We start from the raw sequence: 16,865 nt of genomic DNA on the forward strand, positions 1-16,865 counted from the left end.
TTTGGAGTGATGTCCCTCATTCGCGCGCTCAGCAAGGAACTTGAAACGCGCAGCGACGCCTCGCTGCGGGCTCTGTTTGCCGCGCGGCCGGACCTGATCTCGCCCATGGCGCCTGATTTCGCAGCCCTGGCGGCGCGGGCAAGTGCCCGCGTCAGTGTGCAGCGGGCTTTGGAACGCCTCACCAAACCTGAGATGCAGGTCCTGGAAACCCTCCATTTGTGTACCAACACGGACACTGGCCACAGTGTTTCGGCCGCAGGACTGAAGAGAGCCATTGCCGGGTCCACGCTCTCCGCTTTGGAGCCCATCCTGGCCAAGCTGCAGGAACTGGCGCTCATCCATCGCGCGGAAGCGCCGCCAGCCACCCATCCTCCTGCCAGTTCACGGCAAAAGTTCTATCTTCCCGTTGGAAGCCTCAAGGACGTCATCGGCATCTACCCCGCAGGACTCGGGCGCAGCTACACCGAACTCGTCAGGCTCCAGCCGGCGTTCGCGCAGCGCGTGGTCCAACTGGTGGGCGAACTCCATCACAGCGGCCTGGGTGTCCATCCGGCCAGCACGCCCATGGACGCCGCCCTCTCGCTGCAGCGCTGGACCTCCACGCCGGAAGGCGTCCACCAGATCCTGGCCGGCGCACCTGAAAGGACCACCGGACTCCTGGACAAGTTCGGCAGCTGGGCAATGGGCGCCGTGCCCCAAGCGCAAAGGCGTGCCTCCGTCACCCACGAGAGCGCCGACGTCGGGCCTGTCGACTGGCTGCTGGCCCGCGGCCTGCTGGTTCCCCTGGATGCCGGGCACGTGGAGCTGCCCCACAGCGTGGGAATTGCCTTGCGGGGCGGCGCCATTGTTGACGATTTCACCCTGACGCCGCCTGTTCCGGAACTCGGGCACACGAGCGCGGCCCTGCGGCGCAACGCGGCCATGGGGGCCATTGCCGAAACTCTGCGCTTGGCCAACGAGCTGCTCTTTGCCGTCCGGGAGCAGCCCTTGGCCACGCTGCGCAGCGGCGGCGTTGGCGTGCGCGAGTTGCGGCGGCTCGCGGAGTCCATCCGCTGTGGGGTGCACCAGACCGCCATCCTGCTGGAACTCTGCGCCCTCGCAGGACTGTTGCGCCTGGATGTGGACAGTTCCACCTGGGTTCAGCCGCCATCGCTTGAATGGCTGACGTTGCCGCGTCAGGAGCAGTGGCTGTGGCTGGTCAACGCCTGGCTGGCCAGTGAGCGTGCACCATCGTTGGTGGGCCAGCCCCTGGCAGGCAGCACCCCAAGCAGCCATCAGGGCGCCGCCGGAACCACCATCAACGCCTTGTCCGCCGAAGCACAACGGCCCGACGCGCCCGTGGTCCGCCGAAGGATCCTGGAAATATTGCACGAACTCACGGTTGAAGCCGCCGCCCCCGATGGCAAGGCGCCCGTCCTGGATGCCCGTGCCGTGTTGCAGCGCGCAGAATGGACCCAGCCGAGGATGTCCCGGCGCTTCAGTTCCCTGGTCAAAGGCATCCTCGAGGAGGCCACGCTTCTGGGGCTGATGGGATCCGGGGCCTTTACGCAACTTGGTTCGGCCCTCGCCACAGGTCATCCCGAAGAAGCGTTGACCATTCTTGGCGAGCACCTGCCCGCGGCCGTCAACCACATCCTGCTGCAGGCGGACCTGACGGCGGTGGCGCCGGGCTACCTGGCGCCGGAACTCAGCGAGACGCTGCTGCTCATGGCCGACGCCGAGGGGCAGGGACCAGCGTCCATCTACCGTTTCTCTGCCGAGAGCATCCGCCGGGCGCTCGACGCCGGACAGGACGCGGAATCGCTGTTGGTTTTCCTGCGCGAACATTCGGCAACGGAAGTGCCCCAGCCGCTCGCTTACCTGGTTCAGGACACCGCATCCCGGCATGGGCGGCTCCGCGTCAGCACGAGTGCAAGCTTCATCCAGAGCGACGACGAATCAGCCATTGCCGAGCTCCTCTTGGAGGCCCGGACTTCGGTTTTGAGCCTGGTCCGCATCGCTCCCACGGTCCTCACCTCATCCGCCAGTCCCCGCGAAACGGCGCGCGTGCTGCGCGAGCTGGGACTGTCGCCCGCCGTGCAGGAGGTGGAACCCGCCGTCGTGCGTTTCAAGCGGACCACAGCGGTGGCGGGCAGCGCGCGCCCGGTATACACGGCACCGCGAACGGCACCGCCGGACGACGACGTCGAGGCGCAGTTGTCCATTCTTCGGCAGCACCGCAGCGTCCCGGCGGACGGGACGGGAGAGGCGTCAACACAGCTCGGCCTGGAAACCCTGCAGAAGGCGATCAGGCTCAAGCAGGCCGTCACCATGAACGTGGTGGACAGCCTGGGCAACTCGAACACCGAAACTGTGGTGCCGGTATCCGTCTCCGGAGGCAGGGTCAGGGTGTTCGATCCCGGCAAGGACACCGAGCGGGTGTTGTCCATCCACAGGATCATTGATGTGGAGCCCGCCGGAGACCGGCACAAGTGAGTAACGCAGACGTGAGGAATCAAGAGTGACCGACGGTCCCCTGATCGTTCAAAGCGACAAGACCATATTGCTGGAAGTCGACCATGAGCTGGCCACCGAGGCCCGCCATGCCATTGCGGCGTTCGCGGAGTTGGAGCGCGCGCCGGAACACATGCACAGTTACCGCCTCACTCCCCTGGGACTGTGGAATGCGCGTGCCGCCGGACTGGATGCGGAACAGGTGCTGGACACGCTGCTGAAGTACTCGCGTTTCCCCGTCCCGCACGCCTTGCTGATCGACATCGAAGAGACCATGTCCCGCTACGGCAGGCTGCGCCTCGAGAAGGATCCGCAACACGGACTGGTGATGCGGACCGATGATTACCCCGTGCTGGAGGAAGTGATCCGGGCCAAGAAGATCGCTCCACTCCTCGGGCCGCGGATCGACGGGGAAACCGTGGTGGTCCATTCCTCGCAGCGTGGCCAGTTGAAGCAGCTGCTCCTCAAGCTCGGGTGGCCTGCCGAAGACCTGGCCGGGTATGTTGACGGCCAGCCACACCTGATCATGCTGGACGAAACCGATTGGCAGCTGCGTCCGTACCAAAAGGTGGCCACGGAGAACTTCTGGGCCGGCGGCAGCGGCGTCGTCGTGCTTCCCTGCGGTGCCGGCAAGACGCTGGTGGGGGCTGCAGCGATGGCAACGTCCTCCACCACCACGCTGATCCTCGTGACCAACACCGTCTCGGCCCGTCAGTGGCGGGACGAACTGCTCAAGCGGACCTCGCTCACCGAGGATGAGATCGGCGAATACTCGGGTGCAGTCAAGGAAGTCAGGCCCGTCACCATCGCCACGTACCAGGTGCTGACCACCAAGCGCGGCGGGCTGTATCCGCACTTGGAACTCGTGGACGGCCACGACTGGGGCCTGATCATCTACGACGAAGTCCACCTGCTTCCCGCACCGATCTTCCGCATGACCGCAGACCTGCAAGCCAGGCGAAGGCTCGGCCTGACCGCCACCTTGGTCCGCGAGGACGGCCGCGAAGGCGAAGTCTTCAGCCTGATCGGGCCCAAACGGTACGACGCTCCGTGGAAGGACATTGAGGCCCAGGGGTACATTGCACCGGCGGATTGCGTGGAAGTCCGGGTAGACCTGCCCCGCGACGAACGGGTGGCCTACGCCATGGCCGACGACGCGGACAAATACCGCCTGTGCGCCACCTCGGAAACGAAGACCGCCTTGGTGGAACAGTTGGTGGAGGCCCACAAGGGTGAGCAACTGCTGGTGATCGGCCAGTACATCGACCAGCTTGACGAGATCGCCGAGCGCTTGGACGCGCCCTTGATCAAGGGTGAGACGAGCGTCAAAGCCCGGCAGAAGCTCTTCGATGCTTTCCGCAAAGGCGAGATTCAGACCCTGGTGGTCTCCAAGGTGGCCAACTTTTCCATCGACCTCCCGGAGGCGTCCGTGGCCATCCAGGTCTCGGGCTCGTTCGGGTCCCGCCAAGAGGAAGCGCAGCGGCTGGGACGCCTGCTGCGGCCCAAGCAGGATGGGCGGGCGGCGCGGTTCTACTCTTTGGTTGCCCGGGACACGCTGGACCAGGACTTCGCCGCGAAGCGCCAGAGATTCCTCGCGGAACAAGGCTATGCATACCGCATCATGGACGCGAAGGACATCGGAAAAGACGTGGGCACGGAACAGGGCTGAGCTGTACCGGCCGGCGTATTGGGCGCAGTGCCCTTGCTATTTATCTCCAGCAATTTTACGATTCCAAGTGAAGCTCTCCGCCCTGATGGGTTGCCCTTGGTCCAGGCAGCCTGGCGGCCAGTCGTCGGCGGTGGGGGCAGCCCGCAGCCAGGGAGCCGGCGATTCGAAGGCCTAGACGAATCCGTGAAGTTTTGTCCGAGGATTCCCCATGCGTAAGACCCTCCTGGTCCTTGCGGCCATCATCCTGCTCTCATCACTTGCCCAACTGTTTTTTGCCGGTTACTTCCACTTCCAAAACACCATCGAAGCCCAACGTGAGGCAGGCGTTTATCACGTAGTCAACGGCCAATACGTGCTGCGTTATGTTGCGCTGCTGGCCGTCATCGTGGCCGCCATCGCCCGGGCGGGATCCCGGACTATTTGGCTCGCGGCCGGCATCTTCCTGATGACGTGGGTCCAGTTGTTCATCTTCATCATCGGCGGCATGCTCACCGGCTCGTCGGAGGACTTCATCACTCCCTCCGGATCGTGGGTAGCAGCCATCCACCCGATCACCGGCCTTCTGATCATCTTCATGTCCTACTGGCTGTTCAACCGGGCGCGGGCCGTGGCCCTCAATCCGCAACCGCTCCCGCCGAAGTCCGCATCATCGGATGCCTCTGCTTCCGCTGCCGCCTGACCACCATCAGCTGTGAACAGCTCACAGCTGATGGCCGTGGACCTGGTGCTGGCCGTCCTAGCCGCCGGCACCTGGATCGCCGCCGCCTGGCTGGCCTCGTCCCGCAAGGCACCGCGTCGCGCGATCGACGCCGCTTTGCTGGCCGTCGGCGTTGCTCTCCTGGCGACGGCCGGTCGCTACGCTCTGCTCCCTGCCTTGGTGGCAGGCAGCTGGTGGTTTGCGAATGAACGCATAGCCATCAGCCTGCCGTTGACCGCCATTCCCGCGGTTGGGGCCGCGATGGCCGGTGTTCCGTATTTGCTGAGGAGGCGGAACACCGGCTCACAATCTGCCCGGGTGCCGGCGGACCGCGGTCATCAAGGGGCCGTTCTGTCCCTCGTGGCCGCCGGGGCTGCGGCTGTGGGGTCACTCGGGCTGGTGTTCATCCTGGGCCCGTTTCCCAGTGTCTGGGCGCTGGCGGTCCTGCTCCTTTTGGTGGCCGGCGCCGTACTGCTCGCCAAGCTGGCCCTGTTTCCCCTTGCCCGCCGGGCGTCAGTGAACCGGGGCAGGCGCACGACGGCGGTCTCGGCAGTCGCGGGGCTCATGGCTTGTACCGCTTTGGGTTCGGGAGTCTTCACCTGGCTTGGCAGCCGGGCGGCAGACGGGACCGCGATAGCCACGGCCGTGGGACACCACCAGGGCGGCGTGACGGTTCCGGGGGCAGCGACGGTTCCCGTGACCAAGCTGCTGGGCAGCCCGCCGCCGGGTGCCGTGGTGCGCCACTACGATCTCACCGCCCGCGTGGAACAAGTGACCCTGCCGTCCGGGCAATCGATCGAGGCATGGACGTTCGGGAGTCTTCCGGGACCCACCCTGGAAGCACAGCAGGGAGAAGTGATGGAGGTGGTGCTGAACAACCGGGATGTGGCTGCCGGGGTCACGCTCCATTGGCACGGCTATGACGTCCCCAACGCCATGGATGGGGTTGCCGGCGCAACGCAGGATGCGGTGATGCCCGGGCAATCCATGACGTACCGTTTCACAGCTACGCAAGTGGGTACGTATTGGTACCACACGCACCAGGATTCTGCCGAGGGGGTCCGTAAGGGCCTCTACGGCGTATTCGTCGTGCACGGCCCCTCCGATGTCCGTCCTGGCACGGACATTGCGGTAGCCGGACACGACCTCGGCGGTCTGGGGATGCTGGGCTCCTCAGACCGTAGCAGTGCGTACACGGCCAACCCCGGAACCACTGTGCGGGTCCGCCTCGTTAACACCGATTCACTGCCTCAGCGGTACTTGGTGTCCGGAACCCCTTTCACAGTTACCGCTGTGGACGGTACCAACGTGAACGAACCCGGAGAAGCAACGGGAAAGCTGCTACGGATCGGCGCAGGCGGCAGGAACGACGTCCTCTTCACAATGCCTGCCACACCGGTGACCGTTCGCTCGGATTCAGCTGCGGATGCGGTGGTGGTGGTCGCGCCACCGGGCTGGGCCGGGACTCCGGAGAAGCCGGCAGCAAGTGTTTATGCAACGACTCCGGTGCTGGATCTCCTGGGCTATGGCAAGCCCGCGTCCACGCAGGCGCCCGTTCCCGCGGCCAACAGGGAAGAAGTGGTGGTGCTGGACCGGCAGTTCCGTTTTGTGGATGGAATCCCCCGTTACGCTTTCACCGTCAACGGCGCGGCATATCCGCTGGTGCCATCAATGGAAGTTGGCGAGGGCGATGTCCTCAAGGTGACAATCGTCAACCGAACGGCCGAACCCCACCCCATGCATCCCCATGGCCATCATGTCTTGGTCCTGAGCCGGAACGGATTGGTACCCGCAGGATCGCCCTTGATACTCGACACGGTGGACATCCAGCCAGGAGAAGTTTGGGAAGTGCAGCTCACCGCGGACAACCCTGGGATCTGGATGGATCACTGCCACAACCTGGACCACGCTGCCGAGGGCATGATGATGCTGTTGCAGTACCGTGGTGTCTCGTCACCGTTCGTGCACGGAGGTCATGCGCACAACAAACCGGAGTAGCGCTGGCGACTCGGGCGACTTATGCGACCAGGCGAAGGTCCCCGTGGATTTCCACCTGTTCCACGATCGCCCAGCACTCTTCCGTGCGGAGTTGCACTGCCGCGAATCGTTCGGCGGCCGCGAGATTCTCAAACTCTTCGACCTGGACGCGCCCGACTTCGGAGTCGAGGTAGCTCACGCGGTACTCCACCTCAGTGGAGGTCTGGACGGTGCTGACGGATGCTGTTTTCTGTGCCATGTTCCCAGTGTGGAATGGGGCACTGACATTTTTGGAAGCATCGGCGGGCGTGTTCCGAATCCGCCAGGAATCAGGGCCAGTCACGGCTTCCGCAGGAATTCCGCGGAGGCTTCCCGGACGGTATCACTGACAACATCCAGCACCTTCGACGCTGTTTTCCAGCGCTGCCAGTAGAGAGGTACGTCAAAGGGCCGCTCCGGGGCGAGTTCCACCAACCGGCCATCCTCGATGTCAGGCCCGCACTGTACTTCCGGAATCAGGCCCCAACCCAATCCGAGCCTGATGGCATCCCCGAAATCATGGGAGGCAGGGACGTAGTGCCGCGGCCCCTTCCGGTCGGGCGTTGCCGTCGCCATCCCCGACCACGACCGCACGAAAGCCCACTGGTAGGTGTCCTTCCGGTCAAAATCAACGGTGGGAGCGGTGTTGAGCTTCACTTGGTCCACGCCGTCGGCAAACCAGCGCGCGGCGAAGGCAGGTTCCGCCACTGCCCGGTACCTCATGACGCCCAGCGGCTCCACGCGGCAACCCTGCACCGGAACCGGGGTAGCGGTCACGGCCGCCATGACTTTCCCGGAGCGCAGGAAAGACGCGGAGTGTTGTTCGTCGTCCCGGTGGAGATCGAAAGTGACGTTCAGCTCCGCGGGAATGCGGGCGAGTGCTTGGAGGAACCACATGGACAAGGAATCCGCGTTAACCACAATCGGGATGGCCAGCTGCGGCCCATCGGAGCCCAGCCCCAGTTCGGTGCCTGCGTCCGCCTCCAGTTGCGCCACCTGGCGGGCCAAGCGAAGCACCACCTCGCCGGCTTCCGTGGCCTGGGTCGGATTGCTGCGTTGCAGCAGGACCCTGCCCGCCGATTGTTCCAGGGCTTTGAGGCGCTGGGACACGGCGGACGGCGTGACGTGGAGCTGCCTTGCTGCCGCCTCCAGCGTCCCTTCGGAGAGAACGGCGGCAAACGTCTGCAATTGCTCGGAAGGAAACTGGGACATTAGAACATCTTATGCAGCTTTAGAATCTTTAGCTGGTCTAAAGATTGGCCGCTTCATAGTTTTGAAGGGTGAATACCGCTGACATTTTCAACACCGCTGGCCTTGGCCTGGCCACCGGGCTCGCCCTCATCGTCGCCATCGGCGCCCAGAATGCCTTTGTGCTCCGGCAAGGAATCCGCGGCCAACATATTGGCCCCATCGTTGCGATCTGCGCCTTGTCGGACGCGGTCCTTATCGCGGCCGGCGTCCTCGGGATCGGCGCGCTGATCGCGGCGGCGCCTGCCGCCGTCGTGATTCTTCGCTTTGTGGGCGCTGCGTTCCTGGTGGGCTACGGGGCGATGGCGGCCCGCCGCGCACTGCGCCCGAAGGCACTCATCGCCGGCGACGGATCCGGGCACCCCGGCACTCGTGGGCTTGCCGCCGCCATCACCACCATGCTGGCGCTGACCTGGTTGAACCCGCACGTGTATCTGGACATCGCTTTGCTGGGATCAATCGCCAGCGCGCAGGGGACGCAGTTGCAGTGGTGGTTTGGCGCCGGGGCAATGCTGGGCAGTGTGTTGTGGTTCTCCGCCCTCGGCTTCGGGGCGAGGTTCCTCCGCGGGTTCTTCGCCAAGCCACTGGCGTGGCGGTTCCTCGACGGGGGCATCGCCGTGACCATGGTGGCCCTTGGCGCGGGTCTGGCACTGGGCGCGTAGGGCCCAAGCTTTGACCGGGCACCTGCGCAGCACGCAGTTTCCTCCCATTGAGCGTCCAGATAACTCCCAGAATCTGGGAGCATTATGGGTGTCATGAAAAAGAACGGCCCCGAAGCCAAGCTCCTTGTCGTCGACGACGAACCCAACATCCGCGAGCTTCTCTCCACGTCCCTGCGCTTCGCAGGCTTCGAGGTCGTAGCCGCATCGAATGGTCGCGAAGCCCTCGCCGCGGCTGATACCCACGCTCCCGACCTCGCAGTGTTGGACGTCATGCTGCCTGACATGGACGGATTTACGGTGACCCGCCGCCTCCGCGCGGCCGGCAAGCACTTCCCCGTCCTTTTCCTCACGGCGAAGGACGACACTGAGGACAAGGTCACAGGACTGACCGTGGGCGGGGACGACTACGTCACCAAGCCATTCAGCCTGGACGAGGTTGTGGCGCGCATCCGCGCTGTCCTCCGCCGGACCCAGCCGCTTGAAGACGACGACGCCGTGATCCGCGTGGACGACCTCGAACTCGACGACGACGCCCACGAAGTCCGCCGCGGCGGGACCGTGATCGAACTGTCCCCCACCGAGTTCAAGCTGCTGCGCTACCTCATGCTGAACCCCAACCGTGTGCTGTCCAAGGCCCAGATCCTGGACCACGTATGGGAATACGACTTCAACGGAGATGCCTCCATTGTTGAGTCGTACATTTCCTACCTGCGCCGCAAAGTGGACATCGATCCCGACGCCGCCGCCCTGATCCAGACCAAGCGCGGCGTCGGCTACGTCCTGCGAACGGCAGAGAAGCGCTGACCTTGCTGCAACGCTGGAAATCGGCGTCCCTGAGGTCGCAGCTCGTTGCCATCATCATGGGGCTGCTCCTCTTGGCCTTGGCTGCCACCGGGGCGGGAACGCTGACGCTCGTCAAGAGCTACCTGCAAGGCCAGGTGGACGACAAACTCAAGGCCGCCGTGGCCCTTGCCCAGGACCAACAGTCGTTCGACAAGCTGTCCGAGTACAACCCTGCAGTCCCCACTGACTACTCGCTGACCCTTTACGTCTCGGGCCTCTCGCCGTACCCCTTTGGTGGGAACGCCAACGACCGTCCCGCCATCGCCAACATCACTCCTGCCGAAGCCAAAGCGCGCGGCAATGCACCGTTCCAGGTCAACGGCACTGCGGGAACCAACTGGCGGGTTGTGGCAGTCGGAGTGGTAGCGAACGGCCAAAACGGTGTTGTCATCATCGGCCTGCCACTGACTCCCGTGGACAAGGTCATGGAGCACGCCGTACTGGTAGTGGTAGGCGTCGGTCTCCTGACCCTGGTCCTGGCCTTCTTCATAGCCACCTGGACCGTGGCCCGGTCCTTCCGGCCGCTGGCACGCGTTGAGAAAACGGCGGCTGCCATCGCCGCCGGAGATCTGTCGCGGCGCGTCGAGATCGACAATCCGCACACCGAAGTGGGGCGCCTGGGCGGTTCATTGAACGCCATGCTCGCGCACATCGAAGCCTCCTTTGCGGCACGTGCAGCCTCCGAGGCCCGCATGCGCCGGTTTGCCGCCGACGCGTCCCATGAACTCCGCACACCCCTGGTCACCATCCGTGGTTTCTCCGAGCTTTACCGCCACGGTGCCCTGACCTCCCCGGACGATATTTCCACGGCGATGGGGCGCATCGAGAGCGAAGCAAAGCGTATGGGGTCCATGGTGGAGGACCTGCTGATGCTCGCCCGGCTGGACGAGCAGCGACCCTTGCACCTCAAGCCCGTAGATCTGCAACTCCTGGCGAACGACGCCGTGGTGGACACGCGCGCGGCATCCGGCGACCGCACCATCAGGCTGGTTGGCTTGGACGGTTCCTCCCCCGGCCCTGCCCCAGTCCAGGGAGACGAAGCAAAGCTGCGGCAGGTCATCGGCAACCTGGTGGGAAATGCCTTGCGGTACACGCCCGAAGGCAGCCCCATCGAATTGGCGGTGGGCGTACGTACAGCTCCGGAAGGTTCCTGCTCTGCCATTGAGATCCGCGATCACGGACCGGGCATTCCCCAGGAAGAGACCAACAAGATCTTCGAACGCTTCTACCGCGCGGACACCTCACGGACGCGCGAGACCGGAGGCAGCGGCCTGGGACTGGCCATCGTGGCCGCAATCGTCGGAAGCCACGGCGGGACTGTCCGGGTCAAAGAAACCGACGGCGGTGGGGCCACTTTGGTGGTCAGCCTGCCGTTCCACGAGGAACCCGCAGAGGTGTTATCCACATAGCGGCGAACCCCCATTCTGCGTGCTTGAGAAGCTGCCTAGGCTCGATGTTGTGGCCCACGCTTCCACCGCGAGCACGCGGAACAACTTCGTCGAAAGGCATCACCCATGAGCGTTATCTCCGTAGATACCGAACTTCTGCAGCTCAAGGCGTCCAACGTCAAAGCAACAGTGGACCGCATCAGCACCGACGTGCAGGCCATGAAGCAAGGCCTCGATGAACTGCAAGCGACATGGAGGGGTTCTGCAGCAACCAACTTCCAGTCTTTGGTCCTCGAATGGACGCTGACCCAGAACAAGGTGGAGGCCTCGCTCGCATCCATCAACGTCGCCTTGGCGGCTGCAGCGGCAAACTACGCCGAAGTTGAACAGGGCAACACCCAGCGTTTCGCCTTCTAGGGCCCACCCCTAAAGCTCCTGCGGGGCGGGCCGTCTTCCCCCTGTGCGGCCGCCCCGCAGGTCTATCTAGTTTTCCGGGGTTCCTTGGTGGAACCGCAGCCTCCACTGGCCCCGATCAAGCAGCCATACCGAACTGCGGAGGGCCGAGCCCGCGTGGGACAAGCTCCGGTAGTTCAAAAGGATGGTGTTCTCGCTGAGGCGGTCCGCACTGAGGAGTTCCAGCTCCACATGTTCACCGGGGTCTTCTTCCAGGGCCACCATCATCGCATCGCGGGTCCAGAACCTGCCTGACTGACCGATCTCGGCGAACTCGGGATGAAGCAGTACTCCGATCCTCCCGATATCGGCACGAACGTCGGGCCGGAGCAGTTCACGCTCCAAGGCCACCACCACTTCTTCGGCTGACAGCTCAGGAGTCGAAGCGTCCTCAAGTTCACTGAAGAGATCTGCCTGGCCGAAGATCCCCGACTCGCCAAACAGCGTGGGCTCGGAATGCAGGCGGGGGGCACGCTCCAGCTTTGAAGCGGGGAGCGGACTGGAGGGAGGCGCAGCGGTGACAGCTACCTGGTCGGCGGAAGCCCCTGCAGCGCTCGGGACGGGAACTGGAACGGGCTCTGCGGCAGTTCCAGCGACTCCCGAGAAACCAGGGCCGCTGGGGGCCGCTACGCCCTGCTGATAGGCAGTTGCCACGGCGCGGGCGCGTTCGTCCGCAGCTTCGTTGAGTTCGTGACCGGCATGGCCCTTCACCCACTCGAACGTGTATTTGCGGCCAACGATCGCCTGGTCGATGTCCTTCAGGAGGTCCACGTTGAGAACGGGTTTGCCGTCCGCCTTGCGCCAGCCTTTCCGCTTCCATCCGGGCATCCACTTGGTGACGCAATTGATGACGTACTGGCTGTCGCAGAGGATGCGCAGTTCCTCGTGGGGAATGTGGGCTGTGGAACGAAACAAGTCCAGCACAGCCATGAGCTCGCCCATGTTGTTGGTACCGTGAGGCCAACCTCCCGCGCGCCAACAGGAATCGTCAACATACCAGGCCCAACCGGCCGGCCCAGGATTACCGAGGGCAGAACCATCGGCGGCAGCAATAATCGTCATGCATTCAATCCTGCCAGACCCCACAGACACTGAACCCCGCCCCAGCACCCAACCCGCCCAACACAACCAAGAACGGCGGCCCCCACCAAAAGGTGAGGACCGCCGTCCTACGTGCTAAGCGTGATGCCGCAGTACAGGAGGCTTAGAAGCCGCCCATGCCGCCCATCTCGTCGCCACCGGCAGCCGGAGCGTTCTTCTCAGGCTTGTCGGCAACTACAGCCTCGGTGGTCAGGAACAGACCAGCGATGGAAGCAGCGTTCTGGAGAGCCGAACGGGTGACCTTTACGGGGTCGTTGACGCCGGCAGCCAGCAGGTCTTCGTAAACACCCGTTGCAGCGTTCAGGCCGTGGCCGGAAGGCAGGCCGCGGACCTTGTCGGCAACAACGCCCGGCTCGAGGCCGGCGTTGAAAGCGATCTGCTTCAGCGGAGCGTCGATGGCAACCTTGACGATGTTGGCGCCGGTTGCTTCGTCGTTCTCGAGGTTCAGGTTGGCGAATGCCTTGGCACCGGCCTGGATGAGGGCAACGCCACCACCGGCAACGATGCCTTCTTCAACGGCAGCCTTTGCGTTGCGGACAGCGTCCTCAATGCGGTGCTTGCGTTCCTTGAGCTCAACCTCGGTTGCGGCACCGGCCTTGATGACTGCAACGCCGCCGGCCAGCTTGGCCAAGCGCTCCTGCAGCTTCTCGCGGTCGTAGTCGGAGTCGGAGTTCTCGATCTCGGAGCGGATCTGGGCAACACGGCCGGCGATCTGCTCGGCGTCGCCGGCACCTTCAACAATGGTGGTCTCGTCCTTGGTCACAACAACCTTGCGGGCGGTGCCGAGGAGTTCCAGGCCAGCGTTCTCCAGCTTGAGGCCAACCTCTTCGGAGATGACCTGGCCGCCGGTGAGGATGGCGATGTCGGCGAGCTGTGCCTTGCGGCGGTCACCGAAGCCCGGAGCCTTGACGGCAACGGACTTGAAGGTGCCACGGATCTTGTTGACGATCAGCGTGGCAAGGGCCTCGCCTTCGATGTCTTCGGCGATGATCAGCAGCGGCTTGTTGGACTGCATGACCTTCTCCAGGACCGCAACGAGTTCCTTCACGTTGGAGATCTTGGAGTTGACGATCAGGATGTACGGGTCTTCGAGGACCGTTTCCTGGCGCTCAGCGTCGGTGACGAAGTAAGCGGAGATGTAACCCTTGTCGAAGCGCATGCCTTCGGTGAGTTCGAGCTCCAGGCCGAAGGTGTTGGATTCCTCGACCGTGATGACGCCTTCCTTGCCCACCTTGTCCAGGGCTTCAGCGATCAGGGCGCCGATTTCCTGGTCACCGGCAGAGATGGAAGCCGTAGCGGCGATCTCTTCCTTGGTTTCGATTTCCTTGGCGGAAGCAAGCAGTTCGCTGATGACAGCTTCAACTGCCTTTTCGATGCCGCGCTTCAGGGACAGCGGGTCGGCGCCGGCGGCAACGTTGCGCAGGCCTTCCTTGACCAGTGCCTGGGCGAGGACCGTAGCGGTGGTGGTACCGTCGCCAGCGACGTCGTCCGTCTTCTTGGCAACTTCCTTGACCAGCTCGGCGCCGATCTTCTCGTAAGGATCGTCCAGCTCGATCTCCTTGGCGATGGAAACACCATCGTTGGTGATCGTGGGGGCGCCCCACTTCTTTTCGAGGACGACGTTGCGTCCACGCGGGCCGAGGGTGACCTTGACGGCGTCAGCAAGGGTGTTCAGACCCCGCTCGAGGCCGCGGCGTGCCTCTTCATCAAATGCAATGATCTTGGCCATAACGGCGGTAGTCCTTTCGGGACAGTCGTTAAGAAGGTACCTGTCAGGTGGGATGCCCGCGACGGACGGTCCTTTGCTTGCGGCCTCTGTATGCCCCGCGCTCCAGACCTCACCCCACCAGGGTGTTTCTTGATCCCCCCGGCACCGACTACCTGCGGCGCCGTGAACGGACCGTAATTAGCAGTCAATGCGTGGGAGTGCTAAATCAATAATTAGCACTCGACCGTAGAGAGTGCAAGCAGAAGCGCCACCTTGCGCCTCAGACCAGGACGCTTTCAGCCGAGAGCTGACTTCACGTCAGGCCACGCGGACACTCTCCGCCTGCGGGCCTTTCAAGCCTTCGCCAAGTTCGAACTCAACGCGCTGGCCTTCTTCGAGGGCGCGGAAACCGTCCATCTGGATGGCCGACCAATGCACAAAGACGTCATCGCCGGAATCGTCCACCGTAATGAAGCCGTACCCTTTTTCGGCGTTGAACCATTTGACGGTTCCCAAAGCCATGATGCCCACACTTTCACAGTTGCCAAGACCGGTTGCCGGGATCTCCGTACCGGAATCAATCCACTGTAACCACAGTCACGCCCCCTGCGCTCCCGCCCGAAGGCGGGGCAGCATTTTTGTTATTGAGGCTTAACCGGGAGGGCTGGAAGGCCGGAATTACTGGTAGCCAGGTCCCACAACAACCACGAGCGGCTGCTGGACTTCGGGCGACTCGACCACGGATGTGATGCGCAGGAGGGCGGCAACCGCCTCGGCGTTGGCCTTCTGCGCCGGTGCGTTGTAGAAGACCACGGATGTCTGCTGCGGCAGCCCGCCCCAGTTCCCGACGGTGCCAAGCGTCCAACCGTCGCCCTGGACGATGCCGGCCACGCGGCTGGCGAGTCCCGCCGTCGCAGTACCGTTGTAGACGGCCACGGCCGTGGTCTTGTCCACGGGCGCGGCGGAAGGTGTGGCGGATGGCGATGCGGATGGCGATGCGGAGGGGGTCGGCTCACCCGAGGCAATGGGGGCACTGCCCGACTCGGACGGAGCTGCCGACGGCGACGCCTCACTCTGTTGCGGCGCGGGCGCAGAGGTGCTGGACGAGGCGACAGGAGCCACGAAACCGAGCCGCGGAAGGATCAGGAACGCAACCAGGCCCAGAACCAGGGCAACAGCTCCAACGGTCAGTACAGGCCACAAAGTGGGGCGGGCTGTCTCCGTGGAGTCCCGGTGCACGCCCTGCCGGGACCCGTTCTGCGGCACCCGGTCGAATTCATCCTTGGCAAATTTGGTCATGGTGAAGCGTTGTCCTTGCTGGTTGCTGCTGACAGATCAGCCTGGCGATTTACGCGTCCGACCCCAAGCGCCGCGCTGTCCGCGCGCGTTGGCGGGACGTACGTAGTCTACGCAGTCTCTTGACCAGCATGGGATCGTGAGCCAATGCGTCCTCGGTATCGATGAGGGCATTGAGGATCTGGTAGTAATGCGTGGCAGAGAGGTCGAAGAGTTCGCGGATGGCCTGTTCCTTGGCTCCCGCGTACTTCCACCATTGCCGTTCCAAGGCCAGCATTTGCTGGTCCCGCTCGCTTAACGGGGAGTCGCTGCGGACGCCGGCTGCAAGGTCCTCAAGGGCAAAGCCCGTTGCCTGCGGCGCCATCGGTTCCGGTGCTGGTTCGGCCACGGCACACTCCTTCGACGCTTGTTGGGGAAAATGTCCTACCCCTATGTTACGGGCGAATAACAAGGCTGTCATTCGCACGCGCGGCGTTAGCCCATTCGCACGCGCGGCGTTAGTCAAGGGACAATGGCGGAGTGACTGGCGAGGATGCACTCTTTGACCTTGAACCGAACGATACTGGCGACCAGGACTTCGCCGGATTGTTGGACAGGCCCCTGGAGGACCTCATGGCTCCCGACTGGGCCGATGCACTCCGCCCTGTGGAACCTCAACTACGCGATGCACTTCGCTTCGTCGCCGGCCAAGCCGGGCTGGGAACCCAGGTCCTTCCTGCGGCCCCCAATATTCTGCGGGCCTTCCAACGGCCACTGGCCGACGTCAAAGTCCTGCTGCTCGGCCAGGATCCGTACCCAACGCCGGGACACGCCGTCGGACTTTCCTTTGCCGTGTCCCGCGAAACCCGGCCCATCCCGCGGAGCCTGGCCAACATCTACCGCGAACTCCAGGACGATCTCGGCTTGCCGCCACGCGTCCACGGCGACCTCACGGCATGGGCAGACCAGGGCGTCCTGTTGCTCAACCGCGTCCTGAGCGTCGCGGCCGGCAACGCCGGTTCACACCGCGGCAAAGGCTGGGAGGCAATTACGACGGCGGCAGTCACCGCCGTCGCAAACCGCACAGACGGCGGTGGCAGGCAGAAACCGCTCATCGCGATCCTGTGGGGTAAGGATGCTGAAGCGGTGGGTCCGTTGCTGAACGGCGCTCCGTCGATTGTGTCCGTTCATCCGAGTCCGCTGTCCGCCTCCCGTGGATTCTTCGGGTCCAAGCCGTTCAGCCGGACGAATGCGTTGCTTGCGGAGCAGGGCGCCGGGCCGGTCGACTGGGAACTCCCGGTCCTCTAGCCCC

The 16,865-nt window shown here is 64.0% G+C and carries 16 protein-coding genes; 9 read left to right on the top strand and 7 right to left on the bottom strand.

The features are described from left to right. Nucleotides 1–9 precede the first annotated feature (9 nt). From ACFVSJ_RS16510 to ACFVSJ_RS16525, 4 genes are all read left to right on the top strand, one after another. Nucleotides 10–2,475 carry a helicase-associated domain-containing protein gene (locus ACFVSJ_RS16510; RefSeq protein WP_387438023.1) on the top strand — a complete coding sequence of 822 codons (2,466 nt, stop codon included), beginning with the start codon at nucleotides 10–12 and terminating at the stop codon, nucleotides 2,473–2,475. A 25-nt stretch (nucleotides 2,476–2,500) separates the two neighbouring features. Beyond that, entirely contained in the window at nucleotides 2,501–4,162 is a 1,662-nt protein-coding gene (locus ACFVSJ_RS16515) for a DNA repair helicase XPB (protein ID WP_387438024.1), read from the top strand. A 208-nt stretch (nucleotides 4,163–4,370) separates the two neighbouring features. Then, nucleotides 4,371–4,841: a hypothetical protein gene (locus tag ACFVSJ_RS16520; RefSeq protein WP_387438025.1), complete on the top strand. Its 471-nt coding sequence runs from the start codon at nucleotides 4,371–4,373 to the stop codon at nucleotides 4,839–4,841. A 12-nt stretch (nucleotides 4,842–4,853) separates the two neighbouring features. Next, nucleotides 4,854–6,857: a multicopper oxidase family protein gene (locus tag ACFVSJ_RS16525; RefSeq protein WP_387438026.1), complete on the top strand. Its 2,004-nt coding sequence runs from the start codon at nucleotides 4,854–4,856 to the stop codon at nucleotides 6,855–6,857. 19 nt (nucleotides 6,858–6,876) lie between these two features. Here ACFVSJ_RS16525 and ACFVSJ_RS16530 read toward each other — a convergent pair whose 3' ends face one another. Together ACFVSJ_RS16530 and ACFVSJ_RS16535 are read right to left on the bottom strand one after the other, a co-directional pair. Next, on the bottom strand, nucleotides 6,877–7,095 hold the full coding sequence (locus ACFVSJ_RS16530; RefSeq protein ID WP_387438027.1) for a hypothetical protein: 219 nt from the start codon (nucleotides 7,093–7,095) through the stop codon (nucleotides 6,877–6,879). An 80-nt stretch (nucleotides 7,096–7,175) separates the two neighbouring features. After that, nucleotides 7,176–8,087, bottom strand: coding sequence for a LysR family transcriptional regulator ArgP (locus ACFVSJ_RS16535; RefSeq protein WP_387438028.1), 912 nt, complete (start codon nucleotides 8,085–8,087; stop codon nucleotides 7,176–7,178). A 68-nt stretch (nucleotides 8,088–8,155) separates the two neighbouring features. On the opposite strand from ACFVSJ_RS16535, the gene ACFVSJ_RS16540 reads away from it, so the two are divergent. From ACFVSJ_RS16540 to ACFVSJ_RS16555, 4 genes are all read left to right on the top strand, one after another. Then, nucleotides 8,156–8,785 (top strand): LysE/ArgO family amino acid transporter, encoded by a 630-nt coding sequence (locus tag ACFVSJ_RS16540; RefSeq protein WP_387438029.1) that lies wholly within the window; start codon nucleotides 8,156–8,158, stop codon nucleotides 8,783–8,785. A 93-nt stretch (nucleotides 8,786–8,878) separates the two neighbouring features. Then, a complete protein-coding gene (locus tag ACFVSJ_RS16545; RefSeq protein ID WP_347109954.1) occupies nucleotides 8,879–9,589 on the top strand; it encodes a response regulator transcription factor in 711 nt (236 codons plus the stop codon). 2 nt (nucleotides 9,590–9,591) lie between these two features. Continuing rightward, nucleotides 9,592–11,037, top strand: coding sequence for an ATP-binding protein (locus tag ACFVSJ_RS16550; protein WP_387438030.1), 1,446 nt, complete (start codon nucleotides 9,592–9,594; stop codon nucleotides 11,035–11,037). A 105-nt stretch (nucleotides 11,038–11,142) separates the two neighbouring features. Next, nucleotides 11,143–11,433: a WXG100 family type VII secretion target gene (locus ACFVSJ_RS16555; protein WP_387438031.1), complete on the top strand. Its 291-nt coding sequence runs from the start codon at nucleotides 11,143–11,145 to the stop codon at nucleotides 11,431–11,433. A 66-nt stretch (nucleotides 11,434–11,499) separates the two neighbouring features. Here ACFVSJ_RS16555 and ACFVSJ_RS16560 read toward each other — a convergent pair whose 3' ends face one another. From ACFVSJ_RS16560 to ACFVSJ_RS16580, 5 genes are all read right to left on the bottom strand, one after another. After that, nucleotides 11,500–12,531, bottom strand: a complete 1,032-nt coding sequence (locus tag ACFVSJ_RS16560) for an RNase H family protein (RefSeq protein ID WP_387438032.1) — start codon at nucleotides 12,529–12,531, stop codon at nucleotides 11,500–11,502. Between the two features lie 142 nt (nucleotides 12,532–12,673). Beyond that, a complete protein-coding gene (gene groL / locus ACFVSJ_RS16565; RefSeq protein ID WP_387438033.1) occupies nucleotides 12,674–14,299 on the bottom strand; it encodes a chaperonin GroEL in 1,626 nt (541 codons plus the stop codon). Between the two features lie 297 nt (nucleotides 14,300–14,596). Next, nucleotides 14,597–14,800 carry a cold-shock protein gene (locus ACFVSJ_RS16570; protein ID WP_217376272.1) on the bottom strand — a complete coding sequence of 68 codons (204 nt, stop codon included), beginning with the start codon at nucleotides 14,798–14,800 and terminating at the stop codon, nucleotides 14,597–14,599. Between the two features lie 156 nt (nucleotides 14,801–14,956). After that, nucleotides 14,957–15,577, bottom strand: coding sequence for a LytR C-terminal domain-containing protein (locus tag ACFVSJ_RS16575; RefSeq protein ID WP_387438034.1), 621 nt, complete (start codon nucleotides 15,575–15,577; stop codon nucleotides 14,957–14,959). Nucleotides 15,578–15,626: 49 nt separating this feature from the next. After that, nucleotides 15,627–15,962, bottom strand: a complete 336-nt coding sequence (locus tag ACFVSJ_RS16580) for a DUF3263 domain-containing protein (RefSeq protein WP_387438035.1) — start codon at nucleotides 15,960–15,962, stop codon at nucleotides 15,627–15,629. A gap of 131 nt (nucleotides 15,963–16,093) precedes the next feature. On the opposite strand from ACFVSJ_RS16580, the gene ACFVSJ_RS16585 reads away from it, so the two are divergent. Beyond that, entirely contained in the window at nucleotides 16,094–16,861 is a 768-nt protein-coding gene (locus ACFVSJ_RS16585) for a uracil-DNA glycosylase (RefSeq protein ID WP_387438036.1), read from the top strand. The last annotated feature ends 4 nt before the right edge of the window (nucleotides 16,862–16,865 follow it).

This window comes from Paenarthrobacter sp. NPDC058040 (genome assembly GCF_042885775.1).
GTDB lineage: Bacteria > Actinomycetota > Actinomycetes > Actinomycetales > Micrococcaceae > Arthrobacter.